Source organism: Amphiplicatus metriothermophilus (assembly GCF_900199215.1).
Taxonomy (GTDB): domain Bacteria; phylum Pseudomonadota; class Alphaproteobacteria; order Caulobacterales; family Parvularculaceae; genus Amphiplicatus; species Amphiplicatus metriothermophilus.
In genome coordinates this window covers 49,184-68,988 of the sequence record NZ_FZQA01000004.1, presented here as the reverse complement: position 1 = coordinate 68,988, position 19,805 = coordinate 49,184, and the positions used below count along the sequence as shown (strand labels likewise).

At 65.0% G+C, this 19,805-nt stretch carries 16 protein-coding genes, 1 tRNA gene and 1 pseudogene; 7 read left to right on the top strand and 11 right to left on the bottom strand.

The annotated features are described in order from the left end of the window. From CHB64_RS10000 to CHB64_RS09985, 4 genes are all read left to right on the top strand, one after another. Window positions 1-1,407, top strand: coding sequence for an oligosaccharide flippase family protein (locus CHB64_RS10000; protein ID WP_089412487.1), 1,407 nt, complete (start codon window positions 1-3; stop codon window positions 1,405-1,407). Window positions 1,408-1,556: 149 nt separating this feature from the next. Then, window positions 1,557-3,020: a TolC family protein gene (locus tag CHB64_RS09995; RefSeq protein WP_089412486.1), complete on the top strand. Its 1,464-nt coding sequence runs from the start codon at window positions 1,557-1,559 to the stop codon at window positions 3,018-3,020. Beyond that, the gene (locus CHB64_RS09990) at window positions 3,017-4,822 is read left to right on the top strand and encodes a type I secretion system permease/ATPase (RefSeq protein WP_089412485.1); all 1,806 of its coding nucleotides are present in this window, start codon (window positions 3,017-3,019) and stop codon (window positions 4,820-4,822) included. The genes CHB64_RS09995 and CHB64_RS09990 overlap by 4 nt, the downstream gene beginning before the upstream one ends. Continuing rightward, window positions 4,819-6,126, top strand: a complete 1,308-nt coding sequence (locus CHB64_RS09985) for an HlyD family type I secretion periplasmic adaptor subunit (RefSeq protein ID WP_089412484.1) — start codon at window positions 4,819-4,821, stop codon at window positions 6,124-6,126. Before CHB64_RS09990 ends, CHB64_RS09985 begins: the two co-directional genes overlap by 4 nt. A 16-nt stretch (window positions 6,127-6,142) precedes the next feature. On the opposite strand, the gene CHB64_RS09980 is transcribed toward CHB64_RS09985, so the two are convergent. Beyond that, window positions 6,143-6,829 (bottom strand): 2OG-Fe(II) oxygenase, encoded by a 687-nt coding sequence (locus CHB64_RS09980; protein WP_159462471.1) that lies wholly within the window; start codon window positions 6,827-6,829, stop codon window positions 6,143-6,145. Window positions 6,830-7,217: 388 nt separating this feature from the next. Here CHB64_RS09980 and CHB64_RS09975 point away from each other — a divergent pair, with 388 nt between their 5' ends. Next, the gene (locus CHB64_RS09975) at window positions 7,218-8,282 is read left to right on the top strand and encodes a ribonucleotide-diphosphate reductase subunit beta (RefSeq protein ID WP_089412482.1); all 1,065 of its coding nucleotides are present in this window, start codon (window positions 7,218-7,220) and stop codon (window positions 8,280-8,282) included. 222 nt (window positions 8,283-8,504) lie between these two features. On the opposite strand, the gene CHB64_RS09970 is transcribed toward CHB64_RS09975, so the two are convergent. The 9 genes and pseudogenes from CHB64_RS09970 to CHB64_RS09930 form a co-directional block, all read right to left on the bottom strand. Beyond that, window positions 8,505-8,690, bottom strand: a complete 186-nt coding sequence (locus CHB64_RS09970) for a hypothetical protein (protein WP_089412481.1) — start codon at window positions 8,688-8,690, stop codon at window positions 8,505-8,507. A gap of 53 nt (window positions 8,691-8,743) precedes the next feature. After that, window positions 8,744-9,784, bottom strand: coding sequence for an energy transducer TonB (locus CHB64_RS09965; RefSeq protein ID WP_089412480.1), 1,041 nt, complete (start codon window positions 9,782-9,784; stop codon window positions 8,744-8,746). Window positions 9,785-9,885: 101 nt separating this feature from the next. After that, window positions 9,886-10,119 (bottom strand): annotated as a pseudogene (locus CHB64_RS09960) (elongation factor 4); the annotation flags it as partial. Between the two features lie 39 nt (window positions 10,120-10,158). Next, the gene (locus CHB64_RS09955) at window positions 10,159-10,635 is read right to left on the bottom strand and encodes a hypothetical protein (protein WP_089412479.1); all 477 of its coding nucleotides are present in this window, start codon (window positions 10,633-10,635) and stop codon (window positions 10,159-10,161) included. Between the two features lie 81 nt (window positions 10,636-10,716). Then, window positions 10,717-11,622, bottom strand: coding sequence for a choice-of-anchor L domain-containing protein (locus tag CHB64_RS09950; protein ID WP_089412478.1), 906 nt, complete (start codon window positions 11,620-11,622; stop codon window positions 10,717-10,719). A gap of 168 nt (window positions 11,623-11,790) precedes the next feature. Then, window positions 11,791-13,590 (bottom strand): translation elongation factor 4, encoded by a 1,800-nt coding sequence (lepA, locus tag CHB64_RS09945; protein WP_089412477.1) that lies wholly within the window; start codon window positions 13,588-13,590, stop codon window positions 11,791-11,793. A gap of 125 nt (window positions 13,591-13,715) precedes the next feature. Continuing rightward, complete coding sequence (gene mscL / locus CHB64_RS09940; RefSeq protein ID WP_200815331.1) at window positions 13,716-14,123, bottom strand: large-conductance mechanosensitive channel protein MscL; 408 nt, start codon at window positions 14,121-14,123, stop codon at window positions 13,716-13,718. Between the two features lie 90 nt (window positions 14,124-14,213). Beyond that, window positions 14,214-14,936, bottom strand: coding sequence for a hypothetical protein (locus tag CHB64_RS09935; RefSeq protein WP_089412475.1), 723 nt, complete (start codon window positions 14,934-14,936; stop codon window positions 14,214-14,216). 76 nt (window positions 14,937-15,012) lie between these two features. Then, window positions 15,013-15,528, bottom strand: a complete 516-nt coding sequence (locus tag CHB64_RS09930; RefSeq protein ID WP_143265994.1) for an invasion associated locus B family protein — start codon at window positions 15,526-15,528, stop codon at window positions 15,013-15,015. 191 nt (window positions 15,529-15,719) lie between these two features. Between CHB64_RS09930 and acnA the strand changes: the two genes are divergently transcribed. Further along, window positions 15,720-18,398: an aconitate hydratase AcnA gene (gene acnA, locus CHB64_RS09925; RefSeq protein WP_200815318.1), complete on the top strand. Its 2,679-nt coding sequence runs from the start codon at window positions 15,720-15,722 to the stop codon at window positions 18,396-18,398. A gap of 183 nt (window positions 18,399-18,581) precedes the next feature. Here acnA and CHB64_RS09920 read toward each other — a convergent pair whose 3' ends face one another. Next, window positions 18,582-19,520 carry a TraB/GumN family protein gene (locus tag CHB64_RS09920; RefSeq protein ID WP_089412474.1) on the bottom strand — a complete coding sequence of 313 codons (939 nt, stop codon included), beginning with the start codon at window positions 19,518-19,520 and terminating at the stop codon, window positions 18,582-18,584. Window positions 19,521-19,657: 137 nt separating this feature from the next. Between CHB64_RS09920 and CHB64_RS09915 the strand changes: the two genes are divergently transcribed. Then, window positions 19,658-19,734: transfer RNA gene (locus CHB64_RS09915), tRNA-Arg, on the top strand. Window positions 19,735-19,805: the final 71 nt, after the last annotated feature.

The window sequence follows — 19,805 nt, the reverse complement described above, 5'->3', positions numbered from 1 at the left end:
ATGGTCGAGCCCGGCGAGAGCAAGAGCGCAAGCGACGCCATAAGGACGATCGCCGACCGGCTTCCGGCGCCTGTGCGCGCCGTGACGCGCCATGGCGCGACGATGATGATTTCGTTCATGGGCGCGCGCAATGCCGTCCGTCTGGGGAGCAATCTTGTCCTCACCCGTCTGCTGACGCCGGAAGCGTTCGGCGTCGTGGGCGTGATCGTCTCGGTCAATTACGTGCTCAACATGCTCTCGGATATGGGCTTCACGGCCTATCTCGTCCGCCACAAGCGCGAGGACCCGCGCTTTCTCAGCGTCATCTGGACAATCCGCCTGGCGCGCAGTCTCGTAATGTCCCTCATTCTGCTGCTGGGCGCCGGCCTGTTCGCATCTTTTTTCAACGACCCTCAGCTCGCGCCGGCCATCGCCGCCTCGGCGGGATTGCCGGTTCTGGGCGCGCTGACCTCGCTTGCGCCGACGGTGGCGCTGCGCCATCAGCGCGTGCCGCGAATCTCTTTCATCGAATTCGTCGAACATGTGCTCGGCGTCCTCGTGACGATCGCGGCCGCCGTCTGGCTGCGCAGCTACTGGGCGATCATCCTCGGCATGTACTTCAACGTTCTTGTAAGGATCTATGCCAGCTACCGGCTGTTCGACCCGCTCCGCATCGGGCTGGCCTTCGATCAAGAAATCGCGCGCGACATGTGGCGATTCGCTCGCATCATCATTCCGTCAAGCATCATCACGCTCATTCTGATGCAGACGGACAAAATATTCATGGCGCGGTATTTCCCGATGGCCGAGCTCGGCCTGTTCATGCTCGCGGTATCGCTCGCCGAGATGGCGACGCAGGTGACGGGCCAGTATAATGCGCGCATCCTGTATCCGCTTCTGGCCAAGGCCGAACGGCGCGAGGGGGACGACCCGGCGCGGCATTACTACGCCTCGCGGCGCCGGCTGTTCCTGTTCTTCGCCTTCGGCCTCGGCGGGCTTATCGCCGGCGGCGAGCTGGTGATTCGCCTGCTGTTCGACGATCGCTATCTCGGCGCGGCCTTTTACCTGTCGATCGTCGCCATTCGACCGCTGCTGAAGTTGACGGTCGCGCCGGCCGAACGTTTTCTCGTCGCCAAGGGCTATGTGAAGGCGACCCTTCACGCAAACATCGTCCGTCTCATCTGGTTCGCCGCCCTAGGGCCGGCCGCTTACGTCACGCTCGGTCCGGTCGGCGTCGTGGCGGCTCTGATGACCGCCGAAGCGCCGGTGGCGGTCTACAACTGGATCAGGCTTCGCCGATACGGGGCGCTGAACTGGCGCGAGGAAGGCTGGCTTGCGCTCGCCGCGGCGCTGGGCGCGGTCCTCGGCTACGCGGCCAACGCCGGCGTGAATGCGCTGATCGGCCGCGGCGTCATCCCCGCCTTCTAAGGCGTCTTGCGCGCGCCTGACCGAAAATTAAGCGGCGCCGCCCATATGGGCTTAACTAGTTAATGGTTTGTCAAAGACCGCGGCCTAACGCTTCGCCAGTTAACCATGGCGGCTCGGGCCGTCCATGAACCAACGAACCGGGTGAGGGCATGCGGCGATCGGGCCTGTGGGCGATGCTGGCGGCGACGACGTGCATGACGGCCGCGCCGCCCGTCGCCGCTCAGGAAGGGTCCGCGGCGAAGGAGGCGCCGCCAGGCGCGCTCTATCCGCCATCGCCGGAGGCGGCCGTTCAGGGTCCGCTGGGCGAGGCGCTGGGGCCGGCGCGCTATCTTTTGCGAGACGTCGGCGTCGAAGAGACGTTTGCGACGGCGGTGCGTCGCGCTGTGGGCCGTCATCCCGCCTTTCATCTGGAGCTGTCGCGGCGCGACGAGGCGCGCAGCCAGCTACGCGCCGAACGCGCCGCGCTCTATCCGCGGCTTTCTGCCAGCGTCACGGGCGACTATGTGATCGCGCGCGAATTCGGCGCCGGCACGGACAACGTCGTCGAATCGCTGCAGCCGGAGCGGCGCCTCAATGCGGGACTTTCGGTTTCGCAGCTTCTCTTCGACGGCGGCGCGACCTTTCAGCGAATCAAGGGCGCGAAAGCGCTGGCGCGCCAGCACGACGAGTCGATCAGCGCACGGGTGAACGAGCTTGCGCTCGCCGTTCTTTCCGCCCATGTCGATCTCGCCGCCCATCAGGCGATCGTCGCGCTCGGGGAGGCGTTCATCAGCCGGCACGAGGCGCTGCTCGCCGACGTGAAGGAGCGCGAACGGCTCGGCGCCGGTTCGCGCGCCGACGTGATGCAGGCCGCGGCCCGGCTCGCGGCGGCGAAGGCGCGCGTCGCGCAGATTCGCGAAAGCCTGCGTTTCGCCGAAATCCGCTACGAGGAATATTTTCGCCAGAAGCCCGGCCTGCTGACGCGCGCATCCTTCGACGCGCTTGCCGTCGACTCGCGCGAGGAGGCGATGCGTCTTGCCGTCGAGCGCAATCCGGCGCTCGCCGCCGCAGCGGCGAACGCCGATCGCGCCACCGCCGAATACAAGGCCGCCCGCGCCGCCCGCCTGCCGGAAGTGCGGGCCGTCGTCAACGCGACGAAATTCGATCTCATCGACGGCGGCGACGATTATGACGTGCGCGCCGGCGTCAATCTCAACTACGACATCTTCGCCGGCGGCGCCCGCGGCGCGTCGATCGCGCGCGCCGGCGCGGCGGCCAGGCAGCAGAAATACGACCAAGAGCGCGTGCGCCAGGAAATCGAGCGCGACGCGGCCATGGCCTATGAGCGCCGCGCCGCCGCCGAGGAACGGCTCGCCGCCCTCGCTGACGCCGTCACAGCCAATCATCAGGCGCGCGCGCTCATCGCCGAGCGGTTTCGCGTCGCGCGCGGCCAGCTCATCGACCTGCTTCAGGCGGAGAACGACTATTTCGAATCGGGCGTGGCGTATCTCATCGGTCTGGCCGATTACGACATGGCGACCTACGAGATGATGGAGCACACGGGCGATCTGCTGCGGTATTTCTCGCCGCAGGACGAATACGCCGCGGCCGCCGCCGTCGAGGCCGTTCAATGAGCCGGCGGAAATCTTTCCTGCGCGAGCTCGCGCCGACCTCGCACTGGCTGTTCGGGCCCCTGCGCGACAATATCGGCGTGTACGGGCAGACCGTGCTCGCCGCTTCCATCGTGAACTTTCTCGGCCTTGTCTCGTCTTTCTTTATCATGACGGTCTATGACCGCGTGCTGCCGAACCAGGCGGTCGAGTCGCTGATCGCGCTCACGATCGGCGTTCTGATCGCCCATGTCTTCGATCTCGCTTTGAAGTCGCTGCGCGGCTATTTCGTCGACATCGCCGGCCAGCGTCTCGACGCCACCGTGGGCGCGCGGGTGTTCGACAATCTGATGGCCATGCGACTCGACGCGCGCCGCGGCGCGACCGGCGCGACCGCCGGCCTCATCAAGGAATTCGACAACCTTCGGGATTTCTTTTCTTCGGCGACGCTGGTCGCGGTCGTCGATTTGCCTTTCATCTTTCTGTTCATCGGCGCGATCGCGCTGGTCGGCGGGCCGCTCGCCCTGGTGCCTTTGATGGGCGTTCTCGCCGCGCTCGCCGCCGGGCTTCTCATTCAGCCGTTCATCATGCGGCACGCGCGCGACGCGATGAACGAGGGCCATCTAAAGCATGCGGTGCTGATCGAAACGCTGGCCGGCCTCGAAACCGTGAAAAGCGTCGCCGCGGCCTCGCTCATGCGCGAGCGCTGGCGGCGCGGCGTGCTGCGCCAGGCGCGCATCTCCACGATCGGCCGCTTCGTCAATCAGGCTGCGGTGAATTTCGCCGGCTTCGCCCAGCAGATCTCGCAGGTCGGCGTCGTCGTCATCGGCGTGTTTCTGGTCGGCGACGGGCAGATCACCACCGGCGCGCTCATCGCGAGCGTCATTCTGACCGGGCGGGCGATGGCGCCGCTGGCGCAGGTCGCCGGCCTGCTCGGCCGGATGAGCGGCGCGCTCGCCTCCTATCGCGCGCTCGACCGGCTTATGGCGACCAGGCTCGAAACCGATCCCAGGCGCGAATATCTGCGTCGCGACAGGCTCGCCGGCAGGATCGAATTTCGCGAGGTCAGCTTCGTCTATCCCGGCGCCAAGGCGCGCGCCCTCGACGAGATCTCCTTCGTCATCGAACCGGGCGAGCGAGTGGCGGTTCTCGGCCGCAACGGTTCGGGCAAATCCACCATCGTGCGACTCATCACCGGCGTGTACGAACCGAACGAAGGCTCGGTGCTCGTCGACGACACCGACATCAGGCAGATCAGGCCGGCGGACCTGCGCGCCAATGTCGGGGCGGTGCTCCAGGACGTCTGCCTGTTCAGCGGCTCGATCCGCGAGAACATCGCCCTCGGCCTCGACAATATCAGCGACGAAGACGTGCTTGCGGCGGCGAAAATCGCCGGCGTTCATGATTTCGTCGGCGCGAGCGAGGCCGGCTACGATCAGACGCTCGCCGAGCGCGGAGAGGGGTTGTCGGGCGGTCAACGTCAGGCCATCGCTCTCGCGCGGGCGCTCGCGCCGAAGCCGTCGATCCTCCTGCTCGACGAGCCGACAAGCGCCCTTGACGCACAGGCCGAGGCGCATCTTGTCGCGCGGCTCGAAAGGGCCACGCGCGGGCGCACGCTTCTTCTCGTCACCCACCGCACGTCGCTTCTGCGGCTCGTCGACCGCGTGATCGTGCTCGATCAGGGGCGCGTCGTCATTGACGGCGCACGCGACGAGATCGTCCGCAGCATGGCCGCCGCGAAAGCCGCGCGCGCGGCGCCTGCGCCGACCGAGCCGCGGCCGATCGGGGCGGCGCTCGCTGGAGAACGCATCAGGGCGGTGAAATGACGCAAAGGGAAGACCTAGCCGTCGAAGAAGTCTTGCCGATCGAACCGGCGCGCGCCGCGCAGATTCTGCTCTATGTCATCGCCGGTCTGTTCGTCGTCGCGCTGCTATGGGCGGCGACGGCGAAGCTCGACCGCGTCACCAGAGGCGAGGGCCGCGTCGTGCCGTCGAACCAGCTTCAGGAGGTGCAGTATCTCGAAGGCGGCATCATCAAAGAGATTCTTGTCGCCGCCGGGGATGAAGTGAAAGCCGGCCAGGTGCTCGTCCGGCTCGATCCCACCCAGTTCAACGCCGAGTTCCTGAAAGGCCGGGAGGGCTATCATGCGCTCGCCGCCCGCGTGCGCCGTCTCGAAGCGGAAGTCGCCGGCGGGCCTTTCGTCGTTCCGCCTGACATCGCGCGCGCCGCGCCCGACGTCGCGGCCGACGAACAGGCGCTCTACGCGGCGCGTCGGGCCGAACGCGCGGCCGCGCTCGAGGTGGAGCAGGCCAAGCTCGCACAGCGCGAACAGGCGCTTGAAGACGCGAAAGCCGCCGAGAAATACGCGCGCGAAGCGCTGAAGCTGGCGGCCGAAGAAGCGCAGATGATGGACGCGCTTGTGGAAAAGGGCATCGAGCCGCAGATGGAGCGCCTGCGCGCCCGTCAGCGGGAAGCGACGGCGCGCAGCGAGCTCAAGCGAGCCCAGATCGCCGTCGAGCGCGCCGCGCTCGAAGTGGGCGAGGCGCGCAATCAACTCCTCCGCATCGAAAGCGGTTTCTCCGCCGCAGCCGCCGACGAACTCGCCAAGGCGAAGGCAGAACTCGCCGAACTGTCCGGCGGCCTTCCCGCCCTCGAAGACAGGGTGGCGCGCACCGACGTGAGGGCGCCTATCGGCGGCGTGGTCAACCGCGTGCTGGTCTCCACGATCGGCGGCGTCGTGCAGCCGGGCCAGACCATCGTCGAGATCGTGCCGTCGGAGGACACTCTGCTGGTCGAGGCGCGAATCAAGCCGGCCGATATTGGTTTTCTGCGCATCGGACAGGAGGCGCGCGTGCGCCTGACGGCTTATGATTCTTCCCGCTACGGCGCGCTCAAGGGCCGCATCGAACATATCAGCCCCGACGCCATCGCCGACGAGGAAAAGGGCGAGCGCTATTACCTGATCAAGGTGCGCACCGACAGCAACGTCATGACGACGCGGGACGGCGAGCTCAGAATTCTGCCGGGCATGGCCGCCGAAGTGGACATCCTGAACGGCAAGCGCACGGTGCTGGCCTATCTGTTAAAGCCGGTCGCAGACGTTCAATCCAAGGCTTTGCGAGAACAATAACGCCTGCGCTGCAAGCTCACGCCCGTCGCAAAAGCGGATCCTCGCCGGCGCGGAACCAGCCGGTGATCGAATACCGCGCTCCGCCCGCGAAGGGCGCCACGACGCTCACTGCATGACGTTGCGGCACAAGGAAAATGCTCAGCGTGTTGAATTTCGGCGCAAAGGCCTCCTCGACGCATCCGTGTTCATCAAGGAACAGCGTGAGGCCTCCCCAATCAGGTCTCCATTTCGCCGTTAGACTGAGCACATAGGCCGCGCGACGATTCTTGCCGGCGACATTATCGTCGTGTTCCGTGAGAAAGTGTCCGGGCAGGTAGCGGGTCGCCTGCGCGTCCGCGAAGCCGATGTCATCGCAGCCGGTGACATGGCGCGCAAGCTCCAGCATTGGCGCGCTGTTGAGAAGCTCGTAAACTTCGTTAAGCGGATGACTTTGCGTCTTGCGATTGTGATAGATGTCATAGATCGGGATATTATTGAAAAGATAGCCGAAACCGTCGCGCGCCTGCTCATGCACAAGCGCCATGAATTGCGCTCGGTCTTTGGCGGGACGGGCCTCCATGCCCTTGGCGTCGAGATCGACATGGCGGCCGGCGCAGTCGGCCGCCAGATTCCAGCGCGGCGCCATCTCCAGCCTCGTCAGGATCCGTTTGGCCGCGTCAGGTTCGAGGACGTCAGGGATCTGCGCGCGGCCGCGCGCGGCCATCCTCTCCCGCCACGGCGTGAGATCAAGCGCCTGGTTGAGCCGAAACGGAGACGGGCGGGACATGGCAGACGGATTTAAGCGACGCAGAGCGAGGAAAAGCTCATGAGCGAATCAAGAGATTCGGCGCGAAGGAGAACATGGTTCTTCGGCTTCCTGAAGTCGCAATTCGGCAAGGCGTTCACAGCGGACGGCAAGCCGGGAGCGCCCGTTGCGGGAGACTGACGCGTCTGCTGCGCCCGTACGCTTCGGGCGCAGTCTGGGATTCTTCCCCAATACAGCAAGTTGGGCTTGGAGCGGTTAAAGTTACAGGATATTGTGCCCATTGGGCCGAGCCTGAACCTTGGCCTCCAGCTCCCGATGTCTCGAATCACGCAAGGATCAGCGCCCTATGCCCGATGCTTCCGACATCGCCGCCGCGGCCCGTTCTGCGCCCGGCCTGCTGACGCCGTCCTACGCCTACAAGCCGTTCCGCTACCCGTGGGCCTATGACTTCTGGAAGCGCCAGCAGCAGATCCACTGGATGCCGGAGGAGGTGCCGCTCGGGGAGGATTGCAAGGACTGGACGGGCAAGCTCTCGGACGCCGAGCGCAATCTGCTCACGCAGATCTTCCGCTTCTTCACCCAGTCCGACGTCGAGGTGAACGACAACTACATGGAGCGCTACGCGCGCGTGTTCAAGCCGACGGAAATCAAGATGATGCTGTCGGCCTTCTCCAACATGGAGACGATCCACATCGCCGCCTACGCGCTGCTGCTCGAGACCATCGGCATGCCGGAAACGGAGTTCTCGGCTTTTCTCGATTACCAGGCGATGCGCGACAAGCACGACTTCATGCAGAAGTTCGGCGTCGACACGCATGAGGACATCGCGCGCACCCTCGCCATGTTCGGCGCGTTCACCGAGGGGCTGCAGCTTTTCGCCTCCTTCGCGATGCTGATGAACTTCCCGCGCTTCAACAAGATGAAGGGCATGGGCCAGATCGTATCCTGGTCGGTGCGCGACGAGTCCCTGCATTGCGAAGGGATGATCCGGCTCTATCACGCCTTCGCGCGCGAGACGGGCTGCGTGACGCGAGCGGTCGCCGACGACATCGTCGACTGCTGCAAGACGGTCGTGGCGCTCGAAGACAAGTTCATCGATCTCGCCTTTGAGATGGGCCCGGTGGAGGGCATGACCGCGGAGGACATCAAGCAATATATCCGCTACATCGCCGACTGGCGGCTCGGCCAGCTCGACCTGCCTAAAGTGTACGGCGTCGAAAAACATCCGCTGCCCTGGCTCACGGCCATCCTCAACGGCGTCGAGCATGCCAATTTCTTCGAGGCCCGTGCGACCGAGTACTCCAAGGCCGCCACCCGCGGCGAATGGCATGGGCCTGACGGCGTGTGGGCCGCCTTCGACGCGCTGCAGGCGAAACGGCGATTGGAGGCGGCGGCGCAGCCGGCTGAGTAACGCGGCGCGGCGAAAATCCTTCCCCTTCCGTCTGGAGAGGTGGCCGTCCCGCCGCGGGAGGGGCGAGGCGCTCCCCCAAACGCCTCTTGACGCCTTGGGCGCGCGGCGGGACGGCCGACCCTCCGGCGCCGCGAGGCGGACGCAAGACGCATGCGCCGGCTGCAAGGGGCGCGAACGGCGCCGGAGGACGTGGATAAAGCCTGCCTCAGGCCGGCCGCGCCGTCATGTCCGGGAATTTCCGGACGCGCCGCCTGCGAGCGCCGCCGCCGCCGCGCGGCGTTTGACGCCGCTGCGGCGGACCAAATCGACGAGGCCAGCGAAATTGAAAAGCCGCGCCAAGCTGAACGCCGCCATGCCCGTGATCCAGCACGGCCCGCCGAGCGCGAGCAGGAGAGAAGATTTTGTCATGTCGGCGTCTGGCGCTCCGTTTCGGGGCTGTTCATTTCGGCGGGACTGCCCCACTACTGCTGCGGCGTCGCGTCGGCGTCCGGCGGTTTAAAAGCCTCCTCCGAAGCTGCAGCGGCTTCCTGCGCGGCGACGATGGTTTTGAGCTGTTCGACGGCATCCTCGATGGCCTGATAGGTCTTTTTGTCGAGCGGTTTGATGCGCAGAACAAATTCCAGATCGTCCAGCGCGCCGGCGTAGTCCGCCTTTTCCAGACGCGCGCTCGCCCGCAAGTGATGAAAGGAAACGAGCTCGGTCGGCGTGAACTCGTTTCCGAATTCGGCTTCCAGATCGGCGAGATCCGCCAGAACGACCGCCGCAGAGCGCTTCTTGCGAATGTCCTGCTGAATTGAAACCAGCCGGCGCCAGACTTTCGCGCGCGCGGCCGGCGACGGTTTCCCCCAACCGTCATTTACAAGCTCGAATGTGATAGCGGTTTGCACGCCGGGTCGCGGCGCGGGCCTCCCGTCGACGGTTTTCGGATGATAAATCCATGCTTCGACGGCCTTCAGCGCGGCTTTTTCGAAACAGACATTGGTTGAGTCGACAACCCGGATGTTGTCGGTTCGCCCTTCGGAGGTGACGTCGAATTCGATAAAAACGCTTTCTCTAGACTGGGCTTTTCTTATGCATTTATCGGGGTAATCAGGCGGCTTGCGATCGAGCGGGCGGGCGTCGATATCGTCGATCGCCGTTTCTTCATTCAGGACGAAACGGAACGTCGTCTCCATATCCAGCTGTTCGGCGGCCCGCCCTCTTATCTTGCGCGGCGAAAAATAAGAGGCGCGAACCGACGCGACCGCAGCCTCCTCGAAACAAGGGTCGGTGGACTCCCGCACGCGCACGTTTTGAGGATAACCGTCCTCCGACACGTCGTAGGCGATCGTGACGCGTTGGGCCGATCCGACCGGTTCGCCTGCCGCAGGCATGCAGGCGGCGGGATAAGCCGGGGCGACGCGGCGCAACGGCTTGGCCGAGGTTTCGTCCGGCGCCGTGTGGGCCCCCTGCGCGGGAAGAACCGCCAGCGTCAATGCGCTGATGATCGCAGAAAACCTCATTTCGCCTCCCCCTCGGCCGAGGACAGATAAGAGAGTTTAGCGAAACGTCCAGTGTTCGCAAAGATGAGATTCTTCGTTCGCGTCTGCAGGAGCGCGACTTTTTAGCCGTCCATTTTCAGCGCCTTGATGAAGGCTTCCTGGGGGATTTCGACGCGGCCGAACTGGCGCATCTTTTTCTTGCCCTCTTTCTGCTTCTCGAGGAGCTTGCGCTTGCGCGTGACGTCGCCGCCGTAGCACTTCGCGGTCACGTCCTTCCTCAGGGCGCTGATCGTCTCGCGCGCGATGACGCGCCCGCCGATGGCCGCCTGGATCGGGATCTTCAGCATGCGCCGTGGGGTGACCATCGAGTTTTAACCCTCACACGCTGCTGTCGCTTATAGGCAGGGCAGCTTCTGAAATGATCCGCCGGCGACATCCGGAACATAGTCCTGATATTTCCTTTCGAAATTGACTGTGACCAGTTTCATTCCGGCAGGCGTCCATTCGTAACGCAGGCGCATTCCCGCGACCTCGCCTCCAGCGAGCCGCAGCAGAACGAGATGTTCTTCCAGATCGTCGCCGAATTTGTTGAGCAGATAAACATTGCCGCCGGCGAAATCGAGCGCGCCGAGCAGTTCGGTCAATCGATTGATAAGACCTTCGCGGTTCTCTTTCGGCCAATGGGCGCCAAGATCGGCGAACAGCGGCGCCAAGCCGTCCGTGCGGTCGGTTCCGATAACGTCGAGCACGGCGCAGGACTTGGCGAGCGGCGTCGACGCGGCGCTGGAATTCGCCAAGCCGGCTGGGATCAGGGCGATGGCGGCGAATACGACGCCGGCGCCGAGCGTCAAACCCATGTTTTTCACGGCCATGAGGTTTCTCCTTAGCTGAAAAAGCGGCCGCCCGAAGGACGGCCGCTGGTACAGATGATGCGCTGCGCCATCGGCGGCGTGTCAGATCTTGCGCAAGCCGCGCAAGGTCAGCGCGCCTAGGCCGGTCAACATCAGAAGGCCGCCCGCCGGGAGAGGGATTTCCGGCGTAGGCGTAATGCCGCCGCCTGTGGCGGTGCCCGCCATCAGACCGCCGAAGAACACGCCCGAGTCGAAAATGGTGTCGGAGGTGTCGGCGATCGCGATGACGATCATGTGCGTCGTCAGCGATAGATCCAGAAGGCCGGTAACGGTCAGCACGCTGAGGATGCCGTCATACTGAATTGCGTCGCCGGTATTGGTGACGAAAGGCGTTAGACTGCCGACATCGTTGTCATTGAAAAAGCCGGCGGATATCGAGCCAAGCTCAAAGTTGATCACAGAACCGTCGGAAAACTCCGCATAGTTCACGCCATCGACGAAAACGCCGAAAATATCGGTTACTGACTGATCGGGATATTCATCGGTGCCGAAGACGAAGCTCGCGGAGACCGACGTCATGCCCGGTTCGACGGCGAACTCGAAGCTCAAGACGTTTGCGTCAAAGGTCGTCGACGGCGTCAGCGTTTCCAGCAAGGCGTTGCCAGGCGTTCCAAGAGAGCCGTCGAAAGACGGATCGGTGTTCTCGGCGACGAGGATTCCGCCTGCGTCGCCCGAGGTCAGCACGATGCCGTCATGGGCCAGGGCGATCGTCGTCGATCCGTTGGAGATCGAGAAATCGCTGTATGTCCCGCCCTGTCCAGGCTCGCCGACATAGGTCTCCGACCCCGCGATGATTGAAATGCCGCTGCCGGGCGCAAGAGTCGCCGCGGCGAGGGCGGCGGCCGTGCCGGAAGGGTCAGCGGTCGGATCGACCGTGGTGATCGTGGTGGCGTGCGCGCCCGCTGTCAGCGCGACTGCGCAGACAGCTGTAATTCCCAGATTTTTCATGATTCTCCCCACTCGTACTCTCCCAGATTTCATGCTTAACACAGGCTTTCGCCCTGCGCAAGAAACCTGCCCGTGTCATTGCGATTCAGATGTCGCCTATTGCGGGTTTCGGCGGTGGAGCGCCGCCGGGGGCGGCCTTTCCAAGCGCGGCCGCTGCCGGGCGGGCGCTTACCTGTCCATCTTCAACGCCTTGATGAAGGCTTCCTGGGGGATTTCGACGCGGCCGAACTGGCGCATCTTTTTCTTGCCCTCTTTCTGCTTCTCGAGGAGCTTGCGCTTGCGCGTGACGTCGCCGCCGTAGCACTTCGCGGTCACGTCCTTCCTCAGGGCGCTGATCGTCTCGCGCGCGATGACGCGCCCGCCGATGGCCGCCTGGATCGGGATCTTGAACATATGCCGCGGGATGAGCTCCTTGAGCTTCTCGCACATGGCGCGCCCGCGGCTCTCCGCCTTAGAGCGGTGGACGATGATCGAGAGCGCGTCCACGGGCTCCTCATTGACGAGAATCTGCATCTTGACGAGATCGCCCTCGCGATAGTCGAGAAGCTGATAGTCGAAGCTGGCGTAGCCTTTGGAAACCGACTTCAGCCGGTCGTAGAAGTCGAACACGACTTCGTTGAGGGGAAGCTCGTAGACCAGCATGGCCCTGCTGCCGGCGTAGGTTAGCTCCTGCTGAACGCCGCGCCGCTCTTCGCACAACTTCAGGATCGCGCCCAGATGGTCGTCGGGCGTCATGATCGTCGCCTTGATCCAAGGCTCTTCGAGATGGCTCACGCGAACCATGTCCGGCATGTCGGCGGGGTTGTGCAGCTCCTTCATCGAGCCGTCGGTGAGATGCACCCGGTAGATGACCGACGGCGCGGTGGTGATGATGTCGAGGCCGAACTCGCGCTCCAGCCGTTCACGGATGATTTCGAGATGCAGGAGGCCGAGAAAGCCGCAGCGGAAGCCGAAACCGAGCGCGGCCGACGTCTCCATCTCGTAATGGAAACTCGCGTCGTTGAGGCGGAGCTTCGCCATCGCCTCGCGCAGATCTTCGAAATCGGCCGCATCCACCGGGAACATGCCGCAGAACACCACGGGCTGCGACGGCTTGAAGCCGGGCAGGGGCGTTCCGCAGGGCCGGCGCTCCTCGGTGATGGTGTCGCCAACATGGGTGTCGGCGACCTCCTTGATCGAGGCGGTCAGATAGCCGATCTCGCCGGGGCCGAGGGCGTCGACGGGCGTCTTCTTGGGCGTCGACACGCCGACCTGATCGACCGTGTAGCTCGCCTTCGCCCCCAGCATGCGGATGCGCGCGCCTTTCCTGAGGACGCCGTCGACGATGCGCACCAAAACGACCACGCCGAGATAGGGGTCGTACCAGCTGTCGACCAGCAGCGCCTTCAGCGGGGCGTTCGGGTCGCCCTCAGGGGGCGGCAGGCGCCTGACGATCGCTTCGAGCACCTTGTCGACGCCGAGGCCGGTCTTGGCCGAGATTTCGATGGCGTCGGAGGCGTCGAGGCCGATGACGTCCTCGATCTGGGCCTTGACGCGCTCCGGCTCGGCGGCGGGCAGGTCGATCTTGTTGAGAACAGGGACGATTTCGAGGTCGACGTCGATCGCCTGATAGACATTGGCCAGCGTCTGGGCCTCCACCCCCTGGCTCGCGTCGACGACGAGGAGCGCGCCTTCGCAGGCCGACAGCGAGCGCGAGACCTCATACGTGAAATCCACATGGCCCGGCGTGTCGATGAGGTTGAGAACATAGGTCTCGCCGTCCGCGGCCCTGTAATTGAGCCGCACGGTGTTCGCCTTGATGGTGATGCCGCGCTCGCGTTCGAGCTCCATGGAGTCGAGCACCTGCTCCTTCATCTCCCGGTCCGTCAGTCCCCCCGTCAGCTGGATGATCCGGTCGGCGAGGGTCGACTTTCCGTGGTCGATATGGGCGATGATGGAGAAATTGCGGATGTTCTTCAGCGGCGTCATGGCGGCGGGATATAGAGGCGGCCGCGCAAGCCGGCAATGGCGGGCGGGTTGACGCATGAAAACGACCGCCGGCGCGCCGCATGACGGCCCGGTTCGACAAGGTCCGAAGGGATCAGCCGCGCGGGTCAGACCCGCTGCTTCAGCAAATCCCGGATCTCGGTCAAAAGCTGCACGTCGGCCGGCGGGGCGGCGGGCGCGGCCTCTTCGTGTTTCTCGAAGCGCTCGCGCGCCTTGTTCATCGCCTTGACGACGAGGAAAAGCGCCCAGGCGACGATCAGGAAGGCGATGATCGCATTGATGAAATTGCCGTAATTGATGGTCACCGCCGCGGTGTCGGCGGTGGCCGGCTTCAGGGTGATGGCGAGCTCGGAGAAATCGATCCCGCCGATGAGCAGCCCGACCGGCGGCATGATGACGTCGTCGACGAGCGACTTCACGATGGTGCCGAAAGCCCCGCCGATAACAATGCCGACGGCCATGTCGACCACATTGCCCTTGAGGGCGAATTGCTGGAATTCCTTGATGATGCCCATCACGCTCCCCGTCCTTTCCTCGGCGGCCCGTCGCGCCGAGGGTCTTGAGGCGAGCCTATCGTGATTTGCGGGCTCGCCAAGCGGGGCCGGTCAACCGGCGAGCTGCGCCGTCGCATCCGCCCAAAGGGCGGTGGATGCGATCATGAAACGCAGGGGCGAGGAAAGGGCGATGGCGAGTCCGCCCCACAGATAGACCGGATGGACGGCCCGCCGCGTCGCGAGATCGAAGGCCGCGCCCGCCAGAACGAAAAGCAGGGACAGTCCCCAGATCGTGTGGGGCATGAAGGCGAAGAGGGCCTGGCTGTCCCATAGGAGAATCAGCCGGCCGAAGGCGGGCGGCGTCATGGCGATCGCTGAAAGATACATGAAGCGCTTGTGGACCTCGGGGCGGCGACGGTTCAAAAGGCCGAGCGTGACGAAGCCGGCGAAGAGGAGGGTGTCGAACAGCGGCACGGAAAAAAACACATGCGCCGGCGCGCCGGGAATCGGCGCCGCGCCGCGTCGCAGCGCGTCGATCGAGACGATCAGGCCAAGGATAGTCACAACGGCTGCAAGCGCGGCCCCGGCGGCTCCGAGGGCGAAGTGCATTCGCGCCCGGCCCGACGCCATCAGGCTCGTCTGGGCGATGAAAAGCAGCACCCAGAGCGAAAAGACGATCCCGTGAACGAAAAGCAGCGGCGAAAGGGGGCCGATGGCGGCTGGGCGCGCGAAAAAGGTCGGCGCGAAGCCCGCATAGACCGTGAGCGCGATGAGAATCCCCATCGCCGGGTAGAACCATCGGACGCTCGCGCGCGCCTCAAGGCCGTTCGCCATTGTCATGATCTCCCCCTGACGCCGCCCTCTCCCGAAAGCGGGCCTATAGGGATTTTCGATCCGGAGTCAACCGGCCTCAGCGGCAGGCTTCCGCAACGCGCTGGAGCGCGGCCGTGACGCCCTGCAGCGAGATCACATAGCTCGTCGCCGTGCCGCGCGCGGAGACCGCGCTCACCCGCATCTCCGCCCCGCGTTTCATGGCGTTAATCAGGCTCTGCTCGTCGGCGGCGCTTTCGATGAAACCTTCGTTGTCGGCGACGTACATCTCCCACTTGTCGGAGCCGATGCGCAGCGTCGGCGGCGGGGCGTCGCGCAGCGCATAGCCGGTCATCAGGCTGGGCTGGTTCGTCGCCGCGCCCGACTTCCATGTCGCGACGAGAAAGAAGACGTCGCCGTGATTGACCGATTTCGGCGATTTGTCCTTGGCCTCGGTCGCCGCGAAGCAGATGCGGTCGCCGTCCGCCTCGCGCACGAAAACGCTCCAGTCCCGGTAGGAGGCGATCGCCTCGGGTTCGGCGGCGGCAGCCGCGCCGGCGGCGCAGGCCGCGGCGAGGGCGAGCGAAAGCGGCAGGGCTGGAAGTCGCGAATCCATAGGCTACTAACTCCCGTCTGGCGAAACATCGTACAGCGCGCGCCTACCATAACGGGATTTGCGGCGCGACCAAGGCGCCCCTGGCGGCGGAGCCGTCGGCGACGGCGCGGCGCCGGACCGAATTGCGCCCGACGGGCGCATCGGCCATAAGGGCGGCGCGATTCACCACCTGATTTCGACGGAGGCCCCCCGTGATCCCCGGACGCGACACCCTCAAGACCAAAAGAGAGCTCAAGGTCGGCGCCAGGAGCTACGCCATCTACAGCCTCAAGGCGGCCGAGGAGAAAATCGGGGACGTGGCGCGCCTGCCCTATTCGCTGAAGGTGTTGCTCGAGAATCTCCTGCGCTTCGAGGACAGCCGCTCGGTCACGACCGACGACATCGCCGCTTTCGGCGACTGGCTGAAGAAGGGCCGTTCGGACCGCGAGATCGCCTATCGTCCGGCGCGCGTCCTGATGCAGGATTTCACCGGCGTGCCGGCCGTCGTGGACCTCGCCGCCATGCGCGACGCCATGAAGTCGCTCGGGCATGATCCCGAGAAGATCAATCCCCTCGCGCCTGTCGATCTCGTCATCGATCACTCGGTGATGGTCGACTATTTCCGCACGCCCGACGCCTTCCGCAGGAACGTCGAGCGCGAATATGAGCGCAACCGCGAGCGATACCAGTTTCTGAAATGGGGGCAGGGCGCGTTCGACAATTTCCGCGTCGTCCCGCCCGGCACGGGCATTTGCCATCAGGTCAATCTCGAATATCTCGCCCAGACGGTGTGGACTGCGGAGCGCGAAGGCGAGACCTACGCCTATCCCGACACGCTGGTGGGCACCGACAGCCACACGACGATGGTAAACGGACTTTCCGTGCTCGGATGGGGCGTCGGCGGCATCGAAGCCGAAGCGGCCATGCTCGGCCAGCCGATCTCGATGCTCATCCCCGAGGTGATCGGCTTCCGCCTCGTCGGCAAGCTGCCGGAAGGATCGACTGCCACCGATCTCGTGCTCACGGTCACGGAGATGCTGCGCAAGAAGGGCGTCGTCGGCAAGTTCGTCGAGTTCTTCGGCCCGGGCCTCGACCATCTCGCGCTCGAGGACCAGGCGACCATCGCGAACATGGCGCCGGAATATGGCGCGACCTGCGGCTTTTTCCCGATCGACGAAGAGACCCTGCGCTATCTGCGCGCTACCGGCCGCTCCGAGGAGCGGGTGGCGCTCGTCGAGGCCTACGCCAAGGAACAAGGGCTTTGGCGCGACTCCTCCGGACCGGAGCCGGTCTACACGGACACGCTCGAGCTCGACCTTTCGACGGTGACCGCCTCGCTCGCCGGTCCGAAGCGACCGCAGGACCGCGTGCTTCTGCAAAAAGCGCCCCAGTCTTTCGCGCAGGCCCTCGACAAGGAGTACGGCCTCGCCGGCCAGAAGGACAAGCGCGTTCCGGTCAGGGGCGAGGATTTCGACCTCGGCCATGGCGACGTCGTCATCGCGGCGATCACATCGTGCACGAACACCTCAAATCCGTCGGTGATGATCGCCGCCGGCCTTCTCGCGCGGAACGCCCGCAAGCGCGGCCTTGCGGTGAAGCCGTGGGTGAAGACGTCGCTCGCGCCGGGAAGCCAGGTGGTCACCGACTATCTCGCCAAGTCCGGCCTGCAGGACGATCTCGACGCGCTGGGCTTCAATCTGGTGGGCTACGGTTGCACCACCTGCATCGGCAATTCCGGCCCGCTGCCGGGTCCGATCAGCGAGGCGGTGAACGAGAACAATCTCGCCGTCTGCTCGGTGCTGTCCGGCAACCGCAATTTCGAGGGCCGCGTTTCGCCCGACGTGCGCGCGAACTATCTCGCTTCGCCGCCGCTGGTCGTCGCCTATGCGATCGCCGGCTCGCTCAATATAGATCTGACGAACGATCCCGTCGGCAAGGACGATCAGGGCGAGGACGTTTACCTCAAGGACATCTGGCCTTCCAATCAGGAGATCGCCGAGGCGGTGCGCGAAAGCGTCAACGCCGAGATGTTCGCCAAGCGTTACGCCGACGTTTTCAAGGGCGACGAGTTGTGGCGCGGCGTCGACGCCGGGGACGGTCAGACCTATAACTGGCCGCCCTCGACCTATGTGGCCAAGCCGCCTTATTTCGAGGGCATGACTCTGGAGCCGGCGCCGGTCCAGCCGATCGAGAACGCGCGCATCCTCGCGCTGTTCGGCGACTCGATCACCACCGACCACATCTCGCCCGCTGGCTCCATCAAGGAGGACAGCCCGGCCGGAAAGTACCTCAAGGACCATCAGACGCCGGTTTCGGAGTTCAATTCCTACGGCTCGCGGCGCGGCAATCACGAGGTGATGATGCGCGGCACCTTCGCCAACATCCGCATCAAGAACCTGATGCTGGACGGCGTCGAAGGCGGCTACACGCGCCATGTCCCGTCCGGCGAGCAGATGGCGATCTATGACGCGGCGATGAAATACAAGGCGGCGGGAACGCCGCTCGTCGTGATCGCGGGCAAGGAGTACGGCACCGGCTCCTCGCGCGACTGGGCGGCGAAGGGGACGATTCTGCTCGGCGTGCGCGCGGTGATCGCGGAAAGCTTCGAACGCATTCACCGCTCGAATCTCATCGGCATGGGCGTTCTGCCGCTTGAATTCACGAAAGGCCAGAACTGGAAGGCGCTCGGCCTTAAAGGCGACGAGGAGATCACCGTCCACGGGGTCGACAGCCTCGAGCCCCGCCAAACGGCGAAGGCGACGATCCGGTTCGCGGACGGACAGGCGACGGAAATAGAAGTCCGGGTGCGAATCGACACCGCCGACGAGCTCGACTATTTCCGCCACGGCGGCATTCTCCAATACGTCATCCGCAAACTCGCGGCGGCGTAACGCGACGCGTTCCTCCCGTCGTCCCCGATCTGCAACGCCGCCGTCCCGGGCGCATTGCAGCACGTGGTGATGCAATGCGCCCGGGATCGGGTTCGGCGAGCGCCGGACCCTGCCGCGCCCGATCCCGCATCAGCAGCGCGCCGCTTCGCGCTGCGCCGCATCCGGGATGACGGCGCTTCGTTCCTAATTTCTCACATCCGCCTGCTCGGCCGTTTCAAGCCCGTAGCGTTCGACCGCGAAGCCCTTTTCGCGAAGCAGCGCGGGCAGCGAGCGGTCCCCGGCGAGATGGGCCGCGCCGACGGCGACGAGCGCGCGGCCGGAGCCGGCCATGACGTGCGCAATCTCCTCGGTCCAGGCTTCGTTGCGCCGGACGATGAGCGCGTCATAGACCTTCGGCGCTTCCGCGCGCAGGGTCTCGTTCATCAGTTGGTCGATCGACTCCGCGTCGCCGGTCCGCCAGGCCTCGAACAGGGCGTCGAACTGCTCCTGCTGCTTGTCCCACTCGCGCAAGGTGACGACGAGGAGCTTTTTCTCCGTCTCCGGATCGAGCGAGGTGAACAACGCGAGCTGTTCTTCGACCGTTTCGAAGAAGCGCAGCTCGCGCCCGGCCGCGCGCGCCTCGGCGAGCAGCTTCGTTTCGACGCCCGAACCGGGATCGAAGCCCTGATTGACGATGAACTGCACGCTCAGGGTCAAGAAGGCCTGCCAGGGGCGCATCGGGTCGATGGCCGACAATGGCAGGCCGAGTTCGCGCGCGACCTCGGCGAGGCGGCGGGCGTCCTCGGGCGCCAGCATCGCGCTCAAGGTTTCGCCCGGCGGGTTGAACCCCTGGGTCATGACGACCTGCACCGTCTTCTGGCGCGCGGCGGGCGTATCGACTTCGGCCTCGAACCACACCGTCTCGGCTGCGTCGAAGGCGGCCGCGACCGGCGGGGAGCGCCAGTCGAGCTCCTTGGGCAGGATGTGGAACGTGCCGAGGAGCCAGATTTCGCTGTCCGCATCGGCGAGGCGCCACATGGGCGGGACGGCCGTACCCGGCGGCGGGGCTTCGCGCGCCGCCGCTGGCGGCAGGCAAAAGGCGGCGGCGGCGAATAGGACGGCGAGGCGGCGGAAAAATCGCATGATCGGCTCTCTCCTTGCGTGAGCGAAGCGAGGGGAGCTTAACAGCGCCGGCCCGGAGGGCGAACATGGTCATTGAACGTTCGGGCCGCCCGTGGTTTAAGCGGGGCCGGTCAGGGGGTCGCCCCCCGGCCGGCCGCGATCCCGTAGCTCAGTTGGATAGAGCGCTAGCCTCCGAAGCTAGAGGTCACAGGTTCAAATCCTGTCGGGATCGCCAGCGCGCTTGGTGTCCGACCCGCAGACATGGGCCACGGATTATCCCCAAGACTGGGCGACAACCTCGCATCG